18 protein-coding genes are annotated in these 19,417 nt (G+C 42.5%); 11 read left to right on the forward strand and 7 right to left on the reverse strand.

Annotation, left to right across the window (positions count from 1 at the left end; translation table 11 throughout):
• Positions 1–9 precede the first annotated feature (9 nt).
• Positions 10–2,592, forward strand: coding sequence for a TonB-dependent receptor domain-containing protein (locus ACPEEM_RS10505; protein WP_424406952.1), 2,583 nt, complete (start codon positions 10–12; stop codon positions 2,590–2,592).
• 119 nt (positions 2,593–2,711) lie between these two features.
• Here ACPEEM_RS10505 and ACPEEM_RS10510 read toward each other — a convergent pair whose 3' ends face one another.
• Together ACPEEM_RS10510 and envC are read right to left on the reverse strand one after the other, a co-directional pair.
• The gene (locus ACPEEM_RS10510) at positions 2,712–3,563 is read right to left on the reverse strand and encodes a divergent polysaccharide deacetylase family protein (protein ID WP_424406954.1); all 852 of its coding nucleotides are present in this window, start codon (positions 3,561–3,563) and stop codon (positions 2,712–2,714) included.
• The gene (gene envC / locus ACPEEM_RS10515) at positions 3,560–4,789 is read right to left on the reverse strand and encodes a murein hydrolase activator EnvC (RefSeq protein ID WP_424402060.1); all 1,230 of its coding nucleotides are present in this window, start codon (positions 4,787–4,789) and stop codon (positions 3,560–3,562) included. The genes ACPEEM_RS10510 and envC overlap by 4 nt, the downstream gene beginning before the upstream one ends.
• 185 nt (positions 4,790–4,974) lie before the next feature.
• Here envC and ACPEEM_RS10520 point away from each other — a divergent pair, with 185 nt between their 5' ends.
• A complete protein-coding gene (locus tag ACPEEM_RS10520; RefSeq protein ID WP_424402061.1) occupies positions 4,975–5,658 on the forward strand; it encodes a 2,3-diphosphoglycerate-dependent phosphoglycerate mutase in 684 nt (227 codons plus the stop codon).
• A gap of 67 nt (positions 5,659–5,725) precedes the next feature.
• On the opposite strand, the gene rpoH is transcribed toward ACPEEM_RS10520, so the two are convergent.
• The 5 genes from rpoH to narQ form a co-directional block, all read right to left on the reverse strand.
• Positions 5,726–6,571: an RNA polymerase sigma factor RpoH gene (rpoH, locus tag ACPEEM_RS10525; RefSeq protein ID WP_424402062.1), complete on the reverse strand. Its 846-nt coding sequence runs from the start codon at positions 6,569–6,571 to the stop codon at positions 5,726–5,728.
• A 166-nt stretch (positions 6,572–6,737) separates the two neighbouring features.
• Positions 6,738–7,694, reverse strand: coding sequence for a dicarboxylate transporter/tellurite-resistance protein TehA (gene tehA, locus ACPEEM_RS10530; protein ID WP_424402063.1), 957 nt, complete (start codon positions 7,692–7,694; stop codon positions 6,738–6,740).
• Positions 7,691–8,002 carry a DUF2322 family protein gene (locus ACPEEM_RS10535; protein ID WP_424402064.1) on the reverse strand — a complete coding sequence of 104 codons (312 nt, stop codon included), beginning with the start codon at positions 8,000–8,002 and terminating at the stop codon, positions 7,691–7,693. Before ACPEEM_RS10535 ends, tehA begins: the two co-directional genes overlap by 4 nt.
• Before the next feature lie 12 nt (positions 8,003–8,014).
• Positions 8,015–9,040, reverse strand: coding sequence for a UDP-N-acetylmuramate dehydrogenase (gene murB / locus ACPEEM_RS10540; RefSeq protein WP_424402065.1), 1,026 nt, complete (start codon positions 9,038–9,040; stop codon positions 8,015–8,017).
• Positions 9,041–9,099: 59 nt separating this feature from the next.
• Positions 9,100–10,803, reverse strand: a complete 1,704-nt coding sequence (narQ, locus tag ACPEEM_RS10545) for a nitrate/nitrite two-component system sensor histidine kinase NarQ (RefSeq protein WP_424402067.1) — start codon at positions 10,801–10,803, stop codon at positions 9,100–9,102.
• Positions 10,804–10,996: 193 nt separating this feature from the next.
• On the opposite strand from narQ, the gene napF reads away from it, so the two are divergent.
• The 9 genes from napF (at position 10,997) to ubiA (ending at position 19,374) form a co-directional block, all read left to right on the forward strand.
• Positions 10,997–11,539, forward strand: coding sequence for a ferredoxin-type protein NapF (gene napF, locus ACPEEM_RS10550; protein ID WP_424405143.1), 543 nt, complete (start codon positions 10,997–10,999; stop codon positions 11,537–11,539).
• Positions 11,532–11,807, forward strand: coding sequence for a chaperone NapD (locus ACPEEM_RS10555; protein WP_424402069.1), 276 nt, complete (start codon positions 11,532–11,534; stop codon positions 11,805–11,807). Before napF ends, ACPEEM_RS10555 begins: the two co-directional genes overlap by 8 nt.
• Positions 11,808–11,847: 40 nt before the next feature.
• A complete protein-coding gene (gene napA, locus ACPEEM_RS10560; protein ID WP_424408259.1) occupies positions 11,848–14,334 on the forward strand; it encodes a nitrate reductase catalytic subunit NapA in 2,487 nt (828 codons plus the stop codon).
• A 57-nt stretch (positions 14,335–14,391) separates the two neighbouring features.
• Positions 14,392–15,144, forward strand: coding sequence for a ferredoxin-type protein NapG (gene napG / locus ACPEEM_RS10565; RefSeq protein ID WP_424402070.1), 753 nt, complete (start codon positions 14,392–14,394; stop codon positions 15,142–15,144).
• Positions 15,144–16,019, forward strand: coding sequence for a quinol dehydrogenase ferredoxin subunit NapH (napH, locus tag ACPEEM_RS10570; protein ID WP_424406956.1), 876 nt, complete (start codon positions 15,144–15,146; stop codon positions 16,017–16,019). The genes napG and napH overlap by 1 nt, the downstream gene beginning before the upstream one ends.
• A gap of 5 nt (positions 16,020–16,024) precedes the next feature.
• Positions 16,025–16,456 carry a nitrate reductase cytochrome c-type subunit gene (locus ACPEEM_RS10575; protein WP_424402072.1) on the forward strand — a complete coding sequence of 144 codons (432 nt, stop codon included), beginning with the start codon at positions 16,025–16,027 and terminating at the stop codon, positions 16,454–16,456.
• A 10-nt stretch (positions 16,457–16,466) separates the two neighbouring features.
• Positions 16,467–17,060, forward strand: coding sequence for a cytochrome c3 family protein (locus ACPEEM_RS10580; RefSeq protein ID WP_424404124.1), 594 nt, complete (start codon positions 16,467–16,469; stop codon positions 17,058–17,060).
• Positions 17,061–17,238: 178 nt separating this feature from the next.
• Positions 17,239–18,357: a DNA-processing protein DprA gene (gene dprA, locus ACPEEM_RS10585; RefSeq protein ID WP_424402073.1), complete on the forward strand. Its 1,119-nt coding sequence runs from the start codon at positions 17,239–17,241 to the stop codon at positions 18,355–18,357.
• Positions 18,358–18,501: 144 nt separating this feature from the next.
• Positions 18,502–19,374, forward strand: coding sequence for a 4-hydroxybenzoate octaprenyltransferase (ubiA, locus tag ACPEEM_RS10590; protein WP_424402074.1), 873 nt, complete (start codon positions 18,502–18,504; stop codon positions 19,372–19,374).
• Positions 19,375–19,417 lie beyond the last annotated feature (43 nt).

The following is a 19,417-nucleotide window of genomic DNA, read 5'->3' on the forward strand; positions in this document are numbered from 1 at the left end:
AACGATGACATGAATAAATCAAGAAAAGGATTAGGCTTTATTTTGCCTTTCATTTTGCCTTTTGTTGCCTATGCGGAAACCACAGAATTAGAGGTGATTTCGGTGGAAACAGAGGCATTTAAACCCAAGGATAAAGTCTTTTTAAAACAAGCTGCGAGTAGCACCCGCACCAATTTTGACACGGCGACCCAAAGTTTAGATACCGTGTTGCGTTCTGTGCCGGGTGCTTTTACGCAAATTGATAAATCATCAGGCACCGTCTCTGTGAATGTGCGTGGTGGCACTGGGTTTGGGCGGGTGAATTCCATGATTGATGGGGTTAGCCAAACTTTTTATGCCAGCTCGGCGGATGGTGGCAGCCGCAGTAGCAGTACTTCGCAATTTGGTAATTTGATTGATCCCGGTTTTTTAAATAGCGTGGATATTGATCGTGGCTCATTTGAGGGCAGTAGCGGTGCAAACACCTTGTTAGGCTCTGCCAATTTTAAAACCATCGGCGTGAAAGATTTGGTGGCAGAAGGCAGACAAATTGGCTTTATGGGGAAATATTTATGGGGCAGTAATGCGACAGAACCCCAAGTGCTAGGTGCGGTGGCTTTTAAGCGAGATTTTGGCAATGAGCGTTGGTTCGGCTTGTTATATGGTTTTAGTGAACGTCATCTTTCACAGGATTATCGCATTGGTGGTGGCAGAAAAGTGACGGAAAGCTCCATTGATTTAACCAATCTTGATGAAGACGACCGTGAGCAAACAGACACGTCCCCTTTTGATGCCAAACATGTGCGTCAACGCCCTGTGAGCCATATTGCGAAATTAGAATATGGTGATCGTTATCAGCAAAGCACCTTGTCTTATCGCGAATACCAAACTCGTGTAGGGGGTCGTGCGATTCAAAACCATAACTACCAAGCCAACTACCATTTTGCTTTGCCAGACAGCAAATGGTTAGATTTTAACTTCTTGGTGGCTCGCAATCTGTCTTCACAACATTATGCAGCAGGGGCAAGAATTATTGGTAAACCATTATTAGCCCCGTTAAGTGTGAGCAATACCGCCGATACCTTCGATATCAACAACACTTTCCATCTTGATTTACCTTTAAACGTGGGCTTAAAAACCCGTGTGGGATTCACCACCTTGCAAAGCCGTTATTTTAAAAATCGTGATCCCTCAGAGGAGTTGAATATTAACCGTGAGGAGGATGAAGATCCGTATGATTTTGAATGCTTTGGTTTAGGTTGTGTCAGAAAAAGTTTAGGAAAAGCCACCTTCCAACCAAATGGGCGACAAAATATTATTACCTTTTATGTTGATAATACCCTAAGCTGGAATATCTTGAGTCTCGATTACAATGTCAATTTGAGCCGATATAGATTAAATGGGGAACGCTTAAAATATCTTCCTTTTTATTTATCTGAAACAGAAAGTGAAATTTCATCGCTATACAAAAAAATCAGTCGAGAAAAGGATGCGACAACACGTGATGAATTGCGTCAAAAAGTTCGAGAACTCCAATCAAAATTGGACTATGTGAAACAACATAACTGCCACACATCATACGATGAAGATATTGATGAAGAGGTAGAGCAATGTCGTGAAGTGAATTTCACCTTACCTGATCAAAGTGCAGGCAAAATGTATAATTATTCTGCTACCTTATCTGCCAATATCCACGACTTGTTTACCCCTTTTGTGAGTTATTCGAAAAGTCACCGTGCCCCGAATATTCGTGAGGTCTTTTTCTCAAGTGTCAGTGATTATGGTGTTAATACCCATTTAAGACCTGAAAAAGCCAAAGTGGTGCAATTGGGGGTTAATGGTTATCAAGAGAAAGTCTTTACGGGGAAAGATAAATTAGGCTATAAAGTCGTTTATTATCATACTCGTGTTAAAGATTTTATTTATAACTCAGATAATCGTCAGCCATTGGTCGCGGGCAGAATAAAATATTTGAACGATACCAATATTTTGCATAAAAACTATCAACAACCTGTCAAAATGACGGGCGTTGAAGCCGAAGTTAACTATGATATGGGCAATCTCTATTTTAATTTAGCGTATGCCCGACAAAAAAATAACCAACCTGTTTCATTTACGGATGGCAGTTCAAGAGGGGCGGGAGCAAGTGAAACAGAAAGATTGTTACAAGGCTTTGGTGCAAGTAAAATTTCGGTGTTACCGAAAGACTATGGATCACTAGAAATTGGGACACGCTTTTTTGATGGAAAATTGGATATTAGCGGTACGGCGAAATACTATGGAAAAAGTAAACGGGTGCTCAGTAAACCTTTAAGTATCAAATCGGGCGATGCTCGTGATACGGTGAAAGAGCGTATCAGAGTGACACAAGACATTCCAAAACAACCGATTATTTTTGATCTGCAAGTGAGTTATGAGCCGATTAAAAACCTTGTGTTGAAAGCCGAAATGCAAAATGTGTTTGATAAACGATACATGAATCCATTGGATGCCAATAATGACTCTGCTAGCCAGTCGGTCTATAACATTGATTTATCCGATAAAACCATCAATGTATTCAATAACTTTGCTCGTGGTCGCACCTATGTATTCACGTTAAGTTATAAATATTAATGCCTGTTTAAGCCATAATATGCGACGAAAAGGGCATTAACGCTAAAAAAGTGCGGTGGGAAATTTTTTGAAAAACCACCGCACTTTTTGTTTATTCCCCCTTTTTTGTTCATTCCCGTTTATTCTGGCACGCCTCTTAACATGGGTACCGCTTGGTAAGGCAGAATGGACGTGGGGGCAGGAATATCATTAAACAGCAAGTTAAATGCTTTGATTGGCACCACTTTTTCCTGACGCCATAAACTGCCCATGCCCACCAGTTGCACATTGCTAGGCAATTTTTTTAACCCCGCTTGCAAGGCGGCAATGGTATTTTTACGAGGGTGTCCAATGGCGATGGCGGTGCCGTGTTTTTGGGCATAATTGACCGCATGCTGAAATTGTTGTGCTACATCGGCATAGGTGTCTTTATCATCGAGAAAAATATGGCGATCTAAACTTCTGACACCATGTGCTTTGGCAATTTTGCCCGCCACACTGCGTCCAATTGTGCGACTATCCAGAAAAAACAAATGCTGTTTTTTGAGTTCTTGCATTAATTTGGTCATTAAATCGCTATCGGAGGTGGCGGCACTGCCCATATGGTTATTCATTCCAATGGCGTGCGAGACAATCTGTTTTGCCGTTTGCACACGTTGCTCGACTTCCTGTTGATGCATGCCCACATGTAGCCCACCGGATTCGATGGGTTGCTGACTTAACGGTTGCATAGGCATATGAATGAGCACATCTCGTCCTTGTTGATAGGCTTGTTCATTACGTTGGCGAGCGTGGGGGGCAGAGGGAATAATAGCGACCGAAATTTCTTTCGGCATGGCATAAATATGCGAATCTTCTTTTTGGTGATAGCCAATATCATCAATCACAATTGCCAATTTGGCAGGTGGTGTGCTTGCGAGGGAAATTAACGCGGTGAAAACTGTGCTAAAAAGTACCGCACTTTTTCCCCAATTCAGGCGTAATATTTTCATTTTAGCCAACCTATTGGATTCACTGCCACCCCTTTACGGCGGATTTCAAAATATAAAGCAGATTGGGATTGTCCACCACTGCTGCCCACTTCGGCAATTTTTTGTCCTGCTTTGACAAATTGCCCTTCTTTTACGACGACTGACTGATTGTAACCATATAAACTTAAATCATGCTGACCATGTTTAACGATCACCATTAAGCCATAGCCTTGTAACCAGTTGGCTAAGATCACACGTCCATCGGCAATACTTTTTACCGCACTGCCTTTATTGGCGGCAATTACCATGCCTTTCCAACGTAGCTCACCCATTTGAGTGCTACCGAAACGATTGATTACCTGACCTGATGTTGGGTAAGCATATTGTTTTTGTGGTTTGCCTAAACCGCTGGCATTAGCCATTAATTGTTTTTCTTGTGCTGTTGGCTGATAAGGTTTTTGGGTTTTCTTTTCTTCCGCTTGCTTTTTCTGGGCATAGGCTTCACGTTCTCGTTGTTCTTGTTGACGTGCAGCCTGCTCCGCCCGTTGAATTTCTTGACGTAAGGCATTTTCATTAGCTCGCAAGGTTTCTAAACGGGTTTCATCACGAGATAAATTACGATTCAGTTGATTAAGGGTGGATTGCCGTGCTTGCTGGACTTTTTGCAGATCTTGTTGCTGTTTTTTCTGCTGGGATAGTTGGCTTTGCTGCTCTTTTTGTTGTGACAAAATCGTGGCTTTTTCCTGTTCAAGCTGTGCTTGCGTGGCTTTTATATCCTCGATTAACTCTAAACGTGCTTGGTTCAGATGTGCATAATATTGTTTCAAACGATCCGCATTTTTCGCATCTTCTGACAAAATTCTTTCCATCACGGAAGGATTTGCTCCCGAACGATAGGCAGAGTCGAGTTGTTTCGCTAACTTTTGTTTTTGCTCTCGCTCTTGTTTTTCTAACCGTTTAATTTGCTTTTCAGTTTCACTGATGATTTTACGGCTTTCTTTTAAATCCGTTTCGGTTTGACGTAATTGAATTAACACATGATTAATCTGCGTTTCTTGGCTTTTTAAATGCGATTGCAATTTCTGTTGTTCTTTTTTTTGCTCAGCAATTTTTTGTTCTTGTTGCCTAATTTGTTGCTGAATTTTAGACAGATCATTCGCTGGCGAATGGACAGAAATACACCATAATCCGCAACAAAGTGCGGTCAATTTTTTTCGATTTTTCACCTTATTGACTGTAAACCACATGACAAAACGTTCCCTTAACTTCTTTCTGCTTAACTATACCATTATTTGTACAACGGCTCTAAATCTAATTTTTAGTCAAATTTTTGCGACAGATCAGAAAAGCAAAGCTTTTTCCTTTTAAAGCAAGCGGTTTTTTGCTATAACTTGGCATAGTTTTTTTTATTAACATTTGAGGAGATTTTTTTATGGAATTGGTCTTTATTCGCCACGGTTTCAGCGAGTGGAACGCGAAAAACCTATTCACAGGCTGGCGTGATGTCAACTTAACAGAACGTGGTATTGAAGAAGCTAAATCAGCAGGTAAAAAATTACTGGAAGCTGGTTTTGAATTCGATATCGCTTTCACCTCTGTTTTAACGCGTGCCATCAAAACCTGTAACATTGTGTTAGAAGAATCTAACCAACTTTGGATTCCACAAGTCAAAAACTGGCGTTTAAATGAACGTCATTACGGTGCATTACAAGGCTTAGATAAAAAAGCGACAGCAGAACAATACGGTGATGAGCAAGTACATATTTGGCGTCGTTCTTATGATATTTCTCCTCCAGATTTAGATCCAAAAGATCCAAATTCTGCACATAACGACCGCCGTTATGCTCATTTACCAAGCGATGTGGTGCCAAATGCTGAAAACTTAAAAATCACCCTTGAGCGTGTATTACCATTCTGGGAAGATCAAATTGCACCAGCATTACTTTCTGGTAAACGTGTTCTTGTCACTGCTCACGGTAACTCATTACGTGCGTTAGCAAAACACATTGAAGGTATTTCTGATGCTGATATCATGGATTTAGAAATTCCAACTGGTCAGCCATTAGTGTACAAATTAGATGATGATTTAAAAGTGGTTGAAAAATACTACCTTTAATCAACACGAAGCAATAAAAAAATCGGGGCAAATGTCCCGATTTTTTTTAGGTTACGCATAAAAGAATTTAGAAATGTACCGCACTTTTGAGTTTTTTAAGTGCATTGCTTTCTAATTGACGAACACGTTCAGCCGAAATATTGTATTTTGCTGCCAAATCTTGCAAGGTGGCTTTATCATCATCTAACCAACGAGATTTGATGATATCTAAGCTACGCTCATCAAGCCCTTCTAAGGCGACACTTAATTGTTCTGTTGCTTGTGTTTCGTAATTTTCATTTTCTAATTCTGCAGCAAAATTAGAGCCTTTATCTTCTAAATATAATGAAGGAGAATAGGTTTCATCGCTGTCATCAGTCGGCAAGTCGAAAGCAACATCCGCCCCTGTCATGCGTGATTCCATTTCCATCACATCTTGTGGGGTGACGCCAAGTTCATTTGCCACCATTTCCACTTCATTTTCATTAAACCAGCCTAAACGCTGTTTTGTTTTACGCAAATTAAAGAATAATTTACGTTGGGCTTTTGTGGTTGCCACTTTGACGATACGCCAATTACGTAGGACATATTCATGAATTTCTGCTTTGATCCAATGCACGGCAAAAGACACTAAACGCACGCCCACTTCTGGGTTAAAGCGTTTAACGGCTTTCATCAGTCCAATATTGCCTTCTTGGATTAAATCTGCTTGTGGAAGACCATAACCAGAATAACCACGAGCAACATGAATCACAAAGCGAAGATGTGAAAGAATCAGTTTTTTCGCTGCTTCTAAATCTTCTTTGTAGTACAAACGCTCCGCTAATTCCTTTTCTTCCTCTGCACTGAGCATTGGATATTCATTAGCGACCCGAATGTAACCTTCTAAGCTGCCTTGTGGAACCAACATCATAGTTTGTGTATCTTTATTCATTACTTTCCTTCTTAGCGGTTAAGATAAATATCGAGCTAGTTATAGCATAAATTCTATTGTAAACCAATTTCTTCTTGTATTCACTCATAGACGGACTTTTGACCAATTTATAACAAAAAAGTTCATACTTTTTGATTTTCATTCTCAAACTGATGGGTTCAAGGCATTAGGTGAGAAAAAAGCATCGTTTATACAGTAAATACATGGAGCCTAGTAACATCATGCCAATTGCAAGATTGGCGAAGATAAAAAGCAAAAAACCAAAGGTGGAAAATAAGGCACTATTGGCTTGTTGATAGACAAACAAACTGACTTTTGCCATTGAGGCTAAGCCAAATGAAAATGCCCAGATGGCAGGCGTAAAACCTGCTTTTAACACCCAAGGCAATAAACGAAGCAAAAACAGGCATTGTAATAAGCCATAGCCGATCAACATATTGGCAAATAAATCCAATTTTTCACCATTAATTGCCAAATAAGCAGAACAGGCGACAAAAGCTGGGGCAATTTGAATGCCGATGCCTAACCGCAGAGGTTCTGGAACGGGTTGTAAGGTGCGTAAGCGTTGTAACACGGCAGGTTCTAACATTAACCAAGAAAAAAAGCCTGCACCAAAAAAGAGCATGCCCATGTCTTGATAACCTAAGCTCCCTAACGCCATGGCACTGACAAAATTGGTCGCCACGGTGGGTAAATACATCACAGGCGTGGTAAATTCTGCTTGGTGTGTGCCTCGCCACATGCCTGCAATATAGTATGTGGCAAAGGCGAGCTGAGCGAAAATACCCAAGCCAATGAAAAGCAGGGCAAGGGGCATGTAATAGGCTTTTGCCCCCATGCCGATCAACATAGTGGTGATCGGCATGAGACTGACAAAACTGCCCAGTTGAGGGTGTTGTAAGTCGGTTTTGGCATGTTGTGGCGAGCAAATCCACTTCTTGGCATAAGCCAAAATAAAACTGAGCCAAATGACGGTGGCGAGAGCAAATAAGCCCTCACTCACCAAAAGGGGAAAATCCGCAAGGGGCAGATACCGCCAAGCTAGGCTTAAGGCAGCCAAGCCGAGTACAATACCAAAATAATTTATGGGAATTGGAAAAGGGGCTGTATTTAACTTCATCATTGTTGTGGGACGAGGCGATACTCAAGTTGGTTGTCAATAACATGCAATAACAAATCAATATTCGGGTGTTTGCCTGGATTGTGTTTTGCATCTTCCGTGTGTTCTGCAAAAAGTTGCAAACCTTTTTGTGCGGAAGTGCGGTCTAATTTTCCATGAAATGCTTGTGCAAGGGCATAATACACACGCAATGATCCTAACTTCCCTGCGATGGCAGGAATATGATGCACTTGTGTTTCACCGTCCATCACCGCTAAACCGGTTAAATGTTCAATGCTGGGTAATGTGTCTAAAAGGGTTTTAAAATCCATAAATCACCTCGATTAACTGATTGCTTGTTCACTGTCGACTTCCCCTGTTGCACCAATAAAACGCACTTCAGGTTGGAGCCAAACGTCAAATTTTTGTGCCACTTTTTGGCGAACATGGTGGGCAAGTTCTACCACATCAGCCCCCGTTGCGGTGCCAGTATTAATCAGCACGAGCGCTTGTTGTTGGTGAACCGCCGCCCCGCCGATTTGATAGCCTTTTAATCCACATTGGTCAATTAACCAGCCTGCGGCAAGTTTCACACTGCCATCTGCTTGTGGAAAATGAGGCATTGTCGGGTATTCATCCTTCATGCTCTCAAAATGGGCGTTGGCGATCACGGGGTTTTTAAAGAAACTGCCCGCATTGCCTAACACGGCGGGATCAGGCAATTTACTTTGACGCACCGCACAGACTTCCTCGAAAACTTGCTGAGAAGTGACCGCACTTTGGTCTAAATTGGCGAGAGAGCCGTATTTTAAGACAGGCTGCCAGTTTTTGCTGAGCTTGAGCCCAACGGCTGTAATCACATAGCCTTGAGCATATTCATGTTTAAAAATGCTCTCTCGGTAGCCAAATTGGCATTGTGTATGGGTTAAGCGAAGTGGTTCGCCAGTGTGTAAATTTAACACGTCCACATAATCGCACACATCTTTAAATTCCACCCCATAGGCACCAATATTTTGAATGGGTGCTGAGCCTGCACAACCTGGAATTAAGGCGAGATTTTCTAAGCCGTGAATGTTTTGATCTAAACACCATTTCACCAGTGCATGCCAGTTTTCACCTGCGTGCACATGTAAATAATGGTACTCATCATCTTGTTGATGCTCAATGCCCAATAAACGGTTGATCAATACCGTGCCTTGAAAATCTTCCACAAACAGCACGTTACTGCCTTGACCAAGGAATAAGACAGGTTTTTGCTGTGCCTGACAGTCTGCCCATTGCTGTTTGAGTTGGGCAAGGCTGGTAATCTCAATAATCTTTTCCGCCTGTGCGGGTAAGGCAAAGGTATGGAAGGGTTGTAAACTTTGCATCGTTTATCCTTTTAGGGTTATTTTTTTCGCACGAGACGATTCTCAATGGAAAAACAGGGTTAGCTTTCTCGCTGATGTAATGTCAATTTTACCTCTGTGCCACCCGAAGTGCGGTTGGAAATATGTAAATTTCCATGCAGCTGTGCGGCACGTTCGTTCATGATATTTAATCCATAATGCCCATCGGGTTCTTCTAGGCTCGGAATGCCGACGCCGTCATCACGTACAATTAGCTCATATTCTCCGTCTTCATTGGTGTGGGCAATCACCTCAATGTGTTCACCTTTGGAGTGCTTAATCGAATTGAGCACTGCCTCTCGGATAATTTGTAACACATGTACTAATTCACGGGCATTAAAACTTTGTGACGGCAGTGAACAATGTAAATGCATTTGCAAGGTGGTTTGATTGCGTAACGAGTCGAGCACTTGTTCCAACGCCAATTTCACATTGGCTTCTTGAATGGTCAGGCGGAAGGTGGCTAATAATTCTCTTAGTTGCACATAACCATCTCGCAACGCTTGTTCAAAATTGGCGATAATGCTCAGACTTTTGGCTTTGGCATTTTCGTTTTCTTGTTTCAAATTATGTTTTAACAAGGTGAGCTGAATTTGTAAAAACGATAAAACCTGTGCCAAAGAATCATGTAACTCACGGGCAATAATAGAACGTTCTTCCATCAGCAAAAGCTGTTGTTGCTGACGTTGCATTTTATGGAAATACAAGGATCGGCTGAGTAATTGTGTAATATTATGCATGGTGCGAGGATCTGGGCAAGGTAAACCTGCTTGCCAATACAGGGTCGCCAGTTTTTCTTCTTTAATGGTCAGCTCTGCGGTTTGGCAATCTAATTGAGGTTGTTTTTCACCAAAGGCAATATTCCAATGTTCTGCCCCTTCTACCACCAATTCCACATAGCGTAAATGTTCATTCAACAGCAGATTTTTTAACACATGTTGTAAGACGGCTTCATCCACATTATTGCTGGTTAATTGCTGTGAGCTTTCGTACAGCATGGTTAAAGAGCGGTTGGTTTGGCGTAATTTTTGAGTTTGTTCATTGACACTTTCTTCTAAAGAAGAATAAAGCCGTTCTAATTCACTCGACATTTGCGTAAAGGCTTGGGCTAAGTTACCTAGCTCATTGTCTTTTTGTGTGTTTAATTTCACATGATGGAATTGATGCATTTGCACTTGAATACTGGCTCGAGTGAGCAATTCGAGTGGCATCACCACTTCTTTACGGGCATACCAAATTACATAAGACACCATGCCTACAATAAATAACATGGAAAGCGAAATAATCATCACCGCAATTATCCATTTCTTTTCGGCAGAACGTTGCAAGCTAAACACAAACTTATCCACCTGTGCCACATAATTGGCAATGTCATTTTGGTAGGCGGCAATTTGATTATTGCGAGCATAGTCTTCCATGATTTGCCAACGCTTGATCAAATTGTGGTAATCCTGTTTGACGGCATGGGAGACAAACCATTGATGATCAATCTCCACTAAGGGTTGAGAATGTAGGCTGAGGCGATATTGGCGTAAGCTCATGTCTACCGCATGTGGGCGGTGTTCTAATTCATTGAGTAGGCGATAGGCTTGCATACGCAAAGAGCCCGAAATATTAATGGATTCGGCATTGGATTTATTGCTCGCCATAATGGTGAGGCTTAATGAGGTAATCACCCCCGCAAAAATGATGATGATAAATAAGTAATTGGCGATTTTGGTTGAAACAGAATTTTTAATTTTCACACATCAAGTCCTACCCGCAAACAAGGTGATCAGTGTAACAAAAAATGGCAAGAATTTTTACCCTTGTTGCAAAATTGATCTAACACAAAAAATGCTTTTATTTTCGATGAAATACCTCATTAGGGGAGTATGAATTTTACGGGGAAGTTCCATAATGCCACCCCTAAACAAAGGTAAACATAAGGAACTTGTTATGACAGTTGAAAACCTACCTCGTCGCCATTTTTTGCGTGGGCAGTTTTTCACTTCATTACAACCAGCACAAGTAAAACAACAAGGGTTCCAAGGTATTCGTCCACCTTGGGCAGTGGAAAATACCCGCTTTATTCAAGATTGCACCCGTTGCGGGGCTTGTCTTCAAGTTTGTGAAACGCAGATCTTAATCAAAGGCGAAGGGGGATTTCCCGAAGTCCAATTTCAACGTGGTGAATGCACTTTTTGTCAACGCTGTGTCGAGGTGTGTTCACAACCCGTTTTTAGACCGACAACGGAGCTTGCTTGGGCACATAAAATGGTCATTCATTCAAGCTGTTTAACCCAACAATCCGTAGAGTGTCGAAGTTGTGAAGACAGCTGTGAAATGCGAGCGATTCGTTTTAAACGTGTGTTAGGGGGCATTTCTCAACCTGTGCTCGAACCCGTGGAGTGCAATGGTTGTGGGGCTTGTCTTCAAAGTTGCCCTGTGGGTGCTATCAAGGTGTTATGCCCAACAGAAGAGGAAAAGCGAAATGACTGAAAAAATCACCATGGAAACTGCACAAAATTGGCATGTCTGCGGATTAGTGGTTCAAGGGAATCCCAATAAAGTTGCCGCCATTCAGCAAGCGTTATTCGCTATGCCTCATACAGAGATTCCCGTCTTTGATGCAGAAAAAGGAAAATTTGTGGTGGTGATGCAATCTCATGATAAGCATGTGTTACATGCCCAAATGGAAGCAACACGGGATATTGATGGCGTGATTGATGTCTCGCTGGTTTACCATCAACAAGATGAAAATGAATAAAACAGAATAATTCAAATGAGAGTGGGGGAACACTATGAAGGTGAATTTAAGTCGCCGTGACTTTATGAAAACCAATGCGACCGTGGCGGCTGCAACGGTGGCAGGGTTAGCGATTCCAGTGAAAAATCTGGAAGCCGCAACAGATAAAACCATTAAGTGGGATAAAGCACCATGCCGTTTTTGTGGTACAGGTTGTAGTGTATTAGTTGGAACGCAAGAGGGGCGTGTTGTGGCGTCTCAAGGGGATCCTGATGCGGAAGTCAACCGTGGATTGAACTGTATTAAAGGCTATTTTTTGCCCAAAATCATGTATGGTAAAGACCGTTTAACATCGCCGATGTTGCGAATGAAAAACGGGAAATTTGATAAACATGGTGAGTTTACGCCCATTTCATGGGATCAAGCCTTTACCATTATGGCGGAAAAATTCAAAAAAGCCTTAAAAGAAAAAGGTTCAAACGGAGCGGGGATGTTCACTTCGGGACAATCCACCATTTTTGAAGGGATTGCCAAATCCAAGCTGTTTAAAGCAGGGTTACGCTCAAACAATATTGATCCTAATGCACGTCATTGTATGGCGTCTGCGGCGGTGGCGTTCATGCGAACCTTCGGCATGGACGAACCTATGGGCTGTTATGATGATATTGAAAAAGCCGATGCCTTTGTGCTTTGGGGTTCCAACATGGCAGAAATGCACCCGATTTTATGGTCCCGCATTTCTGATCGCCGTTTATCCCATTCTGATGTAAAAGTAGCGGTGCTTTCTACCTTCGAACATCGTTCTTTTGAATTGGCGGATTTAGGCATGATCTTTAAGCCACAGTCGGATTTAGCGATCATGAACTATATTGCGAATTATTTAATTCAGCATGATGCGTTAGATCATGACTTTATCCAAAAACACACCAAATTTAGACGGGGTGAGACGGATATCGGTTATGGCTTGCGTGAAACACACGAATTAGAAAAAGCGGCAAAAAATGTCAAAACTGCGGGCAAAATGCACGACAGTGATTTTGAAGAATATAAAAAATTAGTCGCCCCTTACACCTTAGAAAAAGCCCATGAAATTTCAGGTGTACCAAAAGAACAATTGGAAGCACTGGCGAAAATGTATGCCAATCCGAAACTCAATATTGTGTCGTTCTGGACCATGGGCTTTAACCAACATACCCGTGGTGTGTGGGCAAACCATTTGATCTACAACATTCACTTATTAACGGGCAAAATCTCAAAACCAGGTTGTGGACCTTTCTCTTTAACGGGTCAGCCTTCGGCTTGTGGTACCGCCCGTGAGGTGGGAACTTTCGCTCACCGTTTACCTGCGGATTTAGTGGTAACTAATCCAAAACACGTTGAAAAAGCCGAAAAACTGTGGAAATTACCAAAAGGGGTGATTCAAACCAAAGTTGGCTACCATGCGGTGGCACAAGATCGTGCCCTAAAAGATAAGAAAATGAATGTGTTATGGCAAATGTGCACCAATAACATGCAAGGTGGCCCGAATATTAACCAAGAGCGTTTCCCAGGTTGGCGTGATGAGGAAAACTTCATCATTGTATCTGATCCTTATCCAACGGTATCCGCATTAGCCGCAGACTTAATTTTACCGACAGCCATGTGGGTGGAAAAAGAAGGGGCGTATGGTAATGCAGAGCGTCGTACCCAATTTTGGTATCAACAAGTTAAAGCACCGGGTGAGTCTAAATCGGATCTCTGGCAATTAGTGGAATTTTCTAAATATTTCACTACCGATGAAATGTGGCCAGAAGACGTCTTAGCGGCAAACCCTGACTATAAAGGAAAAACCCTTTATGAGGTGCTGTTCCGTAATGGTCAGGTGGATAAATACGCTGTCCCAATAGACAAATCAAGCTATATGAACGATGAAGCCGAGCATTTTGGTTTCTATCTACAAAAAGGCTTATTTGAAGAATATGCTGCCTTTGGTCGGGGTCATGGTCATGACTTGGCGGATTTTGACATGTATCACAAAGCACGTGGGTTACGTTGGCCCGTGGTGGAGGGGAAAGAAACCTTATGGCGTTACCGTGAAGGCTACGATCCTTATGTGAAAGAAGGGGAAGGTGTGGCGTTTTATGGTTATCCAGATAAACGTGCAATCATTCTTGCGGTGCCTTATGAGCCACCTGCAGAAGCCCCAGATGCGGAGTATGATTTATGGTTGAGCACAGGCCGTGTGCTTGAGCATTGGCATACGGGCACGATGACACGTCGTGTTCCTGAACTTCATCGTTCATTCCCAAATAATGTGATTTGGATGCACCCATTAGATGCGAAACAACGAGGCTTACGTCATGGGGATAAAGTGAAAATTAGCTCACGTCGTGGTGAAATGATTTCTCACTTAGATACCCGTGGACGTAATAAAGTCCCACAAGGCTTGGTGTTTACCACTTTCTTTGATGCGGGGCAATTAGCGAACTATTTAACGTTAGATGCCACCGATCCTATTTCCAAAGAAACCGACTTTAAAAAATGTGCGGTTAAAGTGGAAAAAGCCTAGTTAGCGTAATGAGGGATAACCGCACTGATGAAAAGCATTGTGCGGTGGTCAAATCACATGAAAAAACCCGTTGTCAATCCTGAACGTCGTCGCTTTTTTAAAGAAACCACCCGCACTGCGGGTGGATTAGCAGGCATTGGTTTATTGCTTGGTCTGCAACAAAAGCAAAGTTTAGCACGAGGAGGCGTCGCATTACGTCCCCCGTTTGCTATTGCCGATGATCAAGCTTTTGCCGCCGCTTGTATTCGTTGCGGACAATGTGTACAAGCTTGCCCTCATGAGATGTTGCATTTAGCGTCGCTGTTATCACCGATGGAAGCAGGAACACCTTACTTTATCGCACGGGATAAACCTTGCGAAATGTGTGAAGACATTCCTTGTGCCAACGCCTGCCCAACAGGAGCATTGGATAATCAAGCCAGCGAGATTAATGACGCCCGCATGGGCTTGGCGGTGTTGCTTGATCACGAGAACTGTTTGAACTGGCAAGGGCTACGTTGTGATGTGTGTTATCGTGTTTGTCCATTAATTGGGAAAGCGATCACCTTGGAAATGCAGCACAATCAACGTTCAGACAAGCATGCCAAATTTATCCCAACCGTGCATTCTGACGCTTGTACAGGTTGTGGAAAATGCGAAGAAGCTTGTGTGTTAGAGGAAGCCGCAATCAAAGTCTTACCGATGGCATTAGCAAAAGGCATGTTAGGAAAGCATTATCGTCTAGGTTGGCAAGAAAAAGAGAAAGCTGGGCATTCTTTAGCACCAGAAGGCATCATGACCTTACCAACACGTTTACCAGAGGGATTGTAATGGCAAATTCACCTAAAAATGCCGGTCAAGAAGCCAGAGAAAAACAGGGTTGGTGGCAAGCCAATCGCTTTTTGTTTTGGCGACGTCTAACTCAACTGAGCATTTTAACCTTATTTTTAAGTGGACCTTATTTTGGCGTCTGGATCTTAAAAGGCAATTATAGCGGTAGCCTTTTGCTTGATCGCATTCCCATGACAGATCCCTTAATTTTGGCGGAAAGCCTCGTAACAGGCTTTATTCCAACCATGACCGCATTGGTTGGGGCAGTGATTCTGATTGCCTTTTATGCTCTCATAGGAAGCCGTCTTTTTTGTGCATGGGTGTGTCCATTAAATATGGTGACCGATCTTGCCGCTTGGCTAAGACGTAAACTGGGGATCCGTCAATCCGCAAAACTACCACGCGGCTTACGTTATGGCATCTTAGTGATGATCTTAGTGGGAAGTGCGGTGAGTGGCTTGTTATTATGGGAATGGTTAAATCCTGTCGCCGCCTTAGGTCGAGCCTTAATTTATGGGTTTGGGGCAACGATTTGGTTGGTTTTAGCGGTTTTTTTATTTGATTTATTTATTGTCGAACATGGTTGGTGTGGGCATTTATGCCCATTAGGGGCAACCTACGGGGTGATTGGTGCCAAAGGCATCTTCAGAATAAAAGCAGCACACCGCAATCAATGTGATAACTGCATGGATTGTTATCACATCTGCCCAGAACCTCAAGTGCTACGCCTACCATTACATGGAAAAAACAACGAAAGCCCTATTGTGCTTTCAAAAGATTGTATCAGTTGCGGACGTTGTATCGACGTTTGTCCTGAAAAAGTATTTATTTTTACCACAAGATTTAATCATGCAATTCATCATTCGGGGGAGTGATCAAAATGAGAAAAAGTATTCTAATTTTCACCGCACTTTTTGCGTGTCTGGCTCATGCAGACCAGCCAAAAGCAGGGCTTGAGCAGAATTTACAACATTCACCTGAAAAGGTGGAACCTGCCTTCCACAATGCCCCTAAAGAAAGTGGGCTAGCACCATTAAATTATGTGAATCAACCACCTATGGTGCCACATGCCACGAAAAACTATCAGGTCACCAAAAATGTTAACCAATGTCTCACTTGCCATAGCCCAGAGGCATCTCGCGTAACAGGGGCAACACGCATTAGCCCAACTCACTTTATGGATCGTGATGGCAACATCATCGGCGGCACTTCACCCCGTCGTTATTTCTGTTTACAATGCCACGTCTCACAGTCAGATGTTGAACCTATTGTAGAAAATGAATTTAAACCGATGGCAGGTTTTGGCAAATAAGGATTGAATGATGTTGAATTTAATTAAACGCTTTTGGACATGGTTCCGTTCCCCAAGCCGTATTGCTGTTGGCACGCTCATTACCTTAGCTTTTATTGCAGGGATTCTTTCTTGGGTCGGCTTCAACTACGGGTTGGAACAAACCAATACAGAGGAATTTTGTGTAAGCTGTCATAGTAATGATGTTTACCCAGAATATTTGCACACGGTTCATTATCAAAATCGTAGTGGTGTGAAAGCCACTTGCCCAGATTGCCACGTACCACATGAATTTGTACCGAAAATGATACGAAAAATTCAGGCAAGCCGTGAAGTGTATGCACATGTTATGGGCTATACCGACACCCTCGATAAATTTAATGCACGCCGTCTACACATGGCTGAACGGGAATGGGCAAGATTAAAAGCCAACAACTCGCAAGAATGCCGTAATTGCCACAATTTTGAGAACATGGATTTCAGCCAACAAAAAACGGTGGCAGAAAAAATGCATGCACTTGCTATCCAAGAAGGCAAAACCTGTATTGACTGTCATAAAGGAATTGCACACCAATTGCCTGATATGAGCACCGTTCCATCAGGCTATTCAAAGGACAAACACTAATCCGCTTTTATTGTTCTCTTCTTGTTCATAGCGAATCTGCATCATCACGCAAATGATGCAGATTTTTTTCATGAAAAATATTATTTTCTCGATCCGCTTCACAGAAAAACAATCTCAAAATCTGTTTCAAACCCACCGCACTTTATACTTAGGCAACCGCATTTTTGAGGAACATTATATGGATCAACAACTCTCAATTTTATTACGCCTATTACAAATTCCCCGTTTGGGACCGACTCGCATTCAACAATTATTAGCCCATCATGATATTCATCATTTATTTGATTATGAGCGTGATGAGTTTTATCAAATGGGCTGGAATGAACAACAAGTCGAACGCTGGTTTTACCCAGAAATGAAATATATTGAACCCGCTTTCCGTTGGGGATCGAAAAAGGATAACCAAATTATTCATCTTTTTGATCCACGCTATCCTGAACTGTTAAAGCACATTGATGGTGCTCCGCCTGTCTTGTTCGTGAAAGGCAATGTGGACGCATTATCTGTGCAACAAATTGCCATGGTTGGCAGTCGGCATTGCTCTCGTTATGGCGAATATTGGGCAAAACACTTTGCTACCGATTTTGCCGTGGCAGATATTGTCGTAACCAGTGGCTTGGCATTAGGCATTGATGGATTTTGCCATCAAGCCGTAGTGGATATAAAAGGGAAAACCATTGCCGTGCTAGGCAGTGGCTTGGAAGAGGTGTATCCCACAAAACACCGTGCATTAGCCGATCAAATTCTTGAACAGCAAGGTGCCTTAGTTTCGGAATTATTGCCTTATCAGCCCCCTGTTCCCGAAAATTTCCCTCGCCGTAATCGGATTATTAGTGGCTTATCCCTCGGCACCTTAGTGATTGAAGCCTCGGAACGAAGTGGATCTTTAATTACCGCACGTTATGCCCTAGAACAAAATCGAGATGTGTTTGCCGTGCCTGGCAACATTCAAAATGAATTTAGCCAAGGTTGCCACAAACTGATCAAACAAGGTGCCATGCTGGTGGAAAATGCACAAGATGTGTTAGACAATCTCTCGCCCCATATTTTTAGTCATGTCAAACGCCCTTATGATATTTTCTCTCGCTCCACCCCCACCCCTTTGGTGAAAACCACACCGCAACTGAGTTTGCCAGAGTATCCCGACCTTTACGCCAAAATTGGCTACACCCCCATCAGCATTGATGACTTATCCCGAAAACTCGATCTCTCCATTGATGCCTTATTAGTTCAGCTCCTTGCTTTAGAATTACAAGATCTCATTGTGGCGGAAAATGGCTTATATAAACGTAATTAACCCAAGGGCAGGCGTTTTCTGCCCCTGTTGTGTGTGAAAAGACATCTTCTCACAAAGAGGGATAAAAGAGGCGGAATGATTTGTAAAGAAATTTCACAAAATTTGCAGTAAAATAACCGCACTTTTAACTCATTTCTGAACACTATGCCAATTTCTAAACAAAAATGGATTGCCTACGCACAACTCATGCGATTTGATAAGCCAATAGGAACCTTGTTATTACTTTGGCCAACCCTTTGGGCATTATTTTTATCCGTCAAGGGAATACCAAATGTATCGGTATTGACGATTTTTGTGCTGGGTGTGATGTTTATGCGAGCAGCAGGTTGCGTGATTAATGATTATGCGGATCGCCATATTGACGGCAAAGTTAAACGCACCTCCAAACGCCCCCTTGCCACAGGTGCAGCCACCCCACAAGAAGCCAAATGGCTGTTTGCTTTACTTGTTTTTTGCTCGTTTATTTTAGTGTTATTTTTAAATCTCTATGCCATCGCCCTTTCCGTGATTGCCGTGGCATTGGCGTTCATCTACCCCTTTATGAAACGCTACACCCACTTACCACAACTGTTTTTAGGCATGGCATTTGGTTGGTCCATTCCCATGGCATACGGTGCCAGCATTGAAGCCTTGCCACTGGAATGTTGGCTACTGTTTTTCGCCAATTTAGCTTGGACAGTGGCGTACGACACCCAATACGCTATGGTAGATCGGGACGACGATTTACGCATTGGGGTCAAATCCACCGCCATTTTGTTCGCCCAATATGACAACAAAATCATCTCATTACTGCAAATTCTCACCCTGTGTTTTTTAGGCACCATAGGCTACCTTTCACAACTGCACATCAGTTATTTTGCTGTGCTATTTATCGCCACCTTATTTTTCGTTTACCAATGCAAACTCATCAAAGACCGAGAACGAGAATCCTGCTTTAAAGCCTTTTTAAACAACAACTACTTCGGGGCAATGGTGTTTGTAGCATTTTTGTGTGGGATATTTGCAAACAAATTGTGAGCTGTCATTATACAAATGGATAGCGGTTTCTCGCCATGACAGA

Source organism: Pasteurella pantherarum (assembly GCF_049670885.1).
In the GTDB taxonomy this organism is placed as follows: domain Bacteria; phylum Pseudomonadota; class Gammaproteobacteria; order Enterobacterales; family Pasteurellaceae; genus Pasteurella.

What these genes read in the sequence shown, in the direction of transcription:
- envC (WP_424402060.1), bottom strand. Translation starts at nt 4,789, where the DNA reads ATGTGGTTTACAGTCAATAAGGTGAAAAATCGAAAAAAATTGACCGCA.
- tehA (WP_424402063.1), bottom strand. Translation starts at nt 7,694, where the DNA reads ATGATGAAGTTAAATACAGCCCCTTTTCCAATTCCCATAAATTATTTT.
- napF (WP_424405143.1), top strand. Translation starts at nt 10,997, where the DNA reads ATGACAGTTGAAAACCTACCTCGTCGCCATTTTTTGCGTGGGCAGTTT.
- dprA (WP_424402073.1), top strand. Translation starts at nt 17,239, where the DNA reads ATGGATCAACAACTCTCAATTTTATTACGCCTATTACAAATTCCCCGT.
- ACPEEM_RS10580 (WP_424404124.1), top strand. Translation starts at nt 16,467, where the DNA reads ATGTTGAATTTAATTAAACGCTTTTGGACATGGTTCCGTTCCCCAAGC.
- napG (WP_424402070.1), top strand. Translation starts at nt 14,392, where the DNA reads ATGAAAAAACCCGTTGTCAATCCTGAACGTCGTCGCTTTTTTAAAGAA.
- ACPEEM_RS10555 (WP_424402069.1), top strand. Translation starts at nt 11,532, where the DNA reads ATGACTGAAAAAATCACCATGGAAACTGCACAAAATTGGCATGTCTGC.
- napH (WP_424406956.1), top strand. Translation starts at nt 15,144, where the DNA reads ATGGCAAATTCACCTAAAAATGCCGGTCAAGAAGCCAGAGAAAAACAG.
- murB (WP_424402065.1), bottom strand. Translation starts at nt 9,040, where the DNA reads ATGCAAAGTTTACAACCCTTCCATACCTTTGCCTTACCCGCACAGGCG.
- ACPEEM_RS10535 (WP_424402064.1), bottom strand. Translation starts at nt 8,002, where the DNA reads ATGGATTTTAAAACCCTTTTAGACACATTACCCAGCATTGAACATTTA.
- ACPEEM_RS10575 (WP_424402072.1), top strand. Translation starts at nt 16,025, where the DNA reads ATGAGAAAAAGTATTCTAATTTTCACCGCACTTTTTGCGTGTCTGGCT.
- ACPEEM_RS10510 (WP_424406954.1), bottom strand. Translation starts at nt 3,563, where the DNA reads ATGAAAATATTACGCCTGAATTGGGGAAAAAGTGCGGTACTTTTTAGC.
- rpoH (WP_424402062.1), bottom strand. Translation starts at nt 6,571, where the DNA reads ATGAATAAAGATACACAAACTATGATGTTGGTTCCACAAGGCAGCTTA.
- ACPEEM_RS10520 (WP_424402061.1), top strand. Translation starts at nt 4,975, where the DNA reads ATGGAATTGGTCTTTATTCGCCACGGTTTCAGCGAGTGGAACGCGAAA.
- ubiA (WP_424402074.1), top strand. Translation starts at nt 18,502, where the DNA reads ATGCCAATTTCTAAACAAAAATGGATTGCCTACGCACAACTCATGCGA.
- ACPEEM_RS10505 (WP_424406952.1), top strand. Translation starts at nt 10, where the DNA reads ATGAATAAATCAAGAAAAGGATTAGGCTTTATTTTGCCTTTCATTTTG.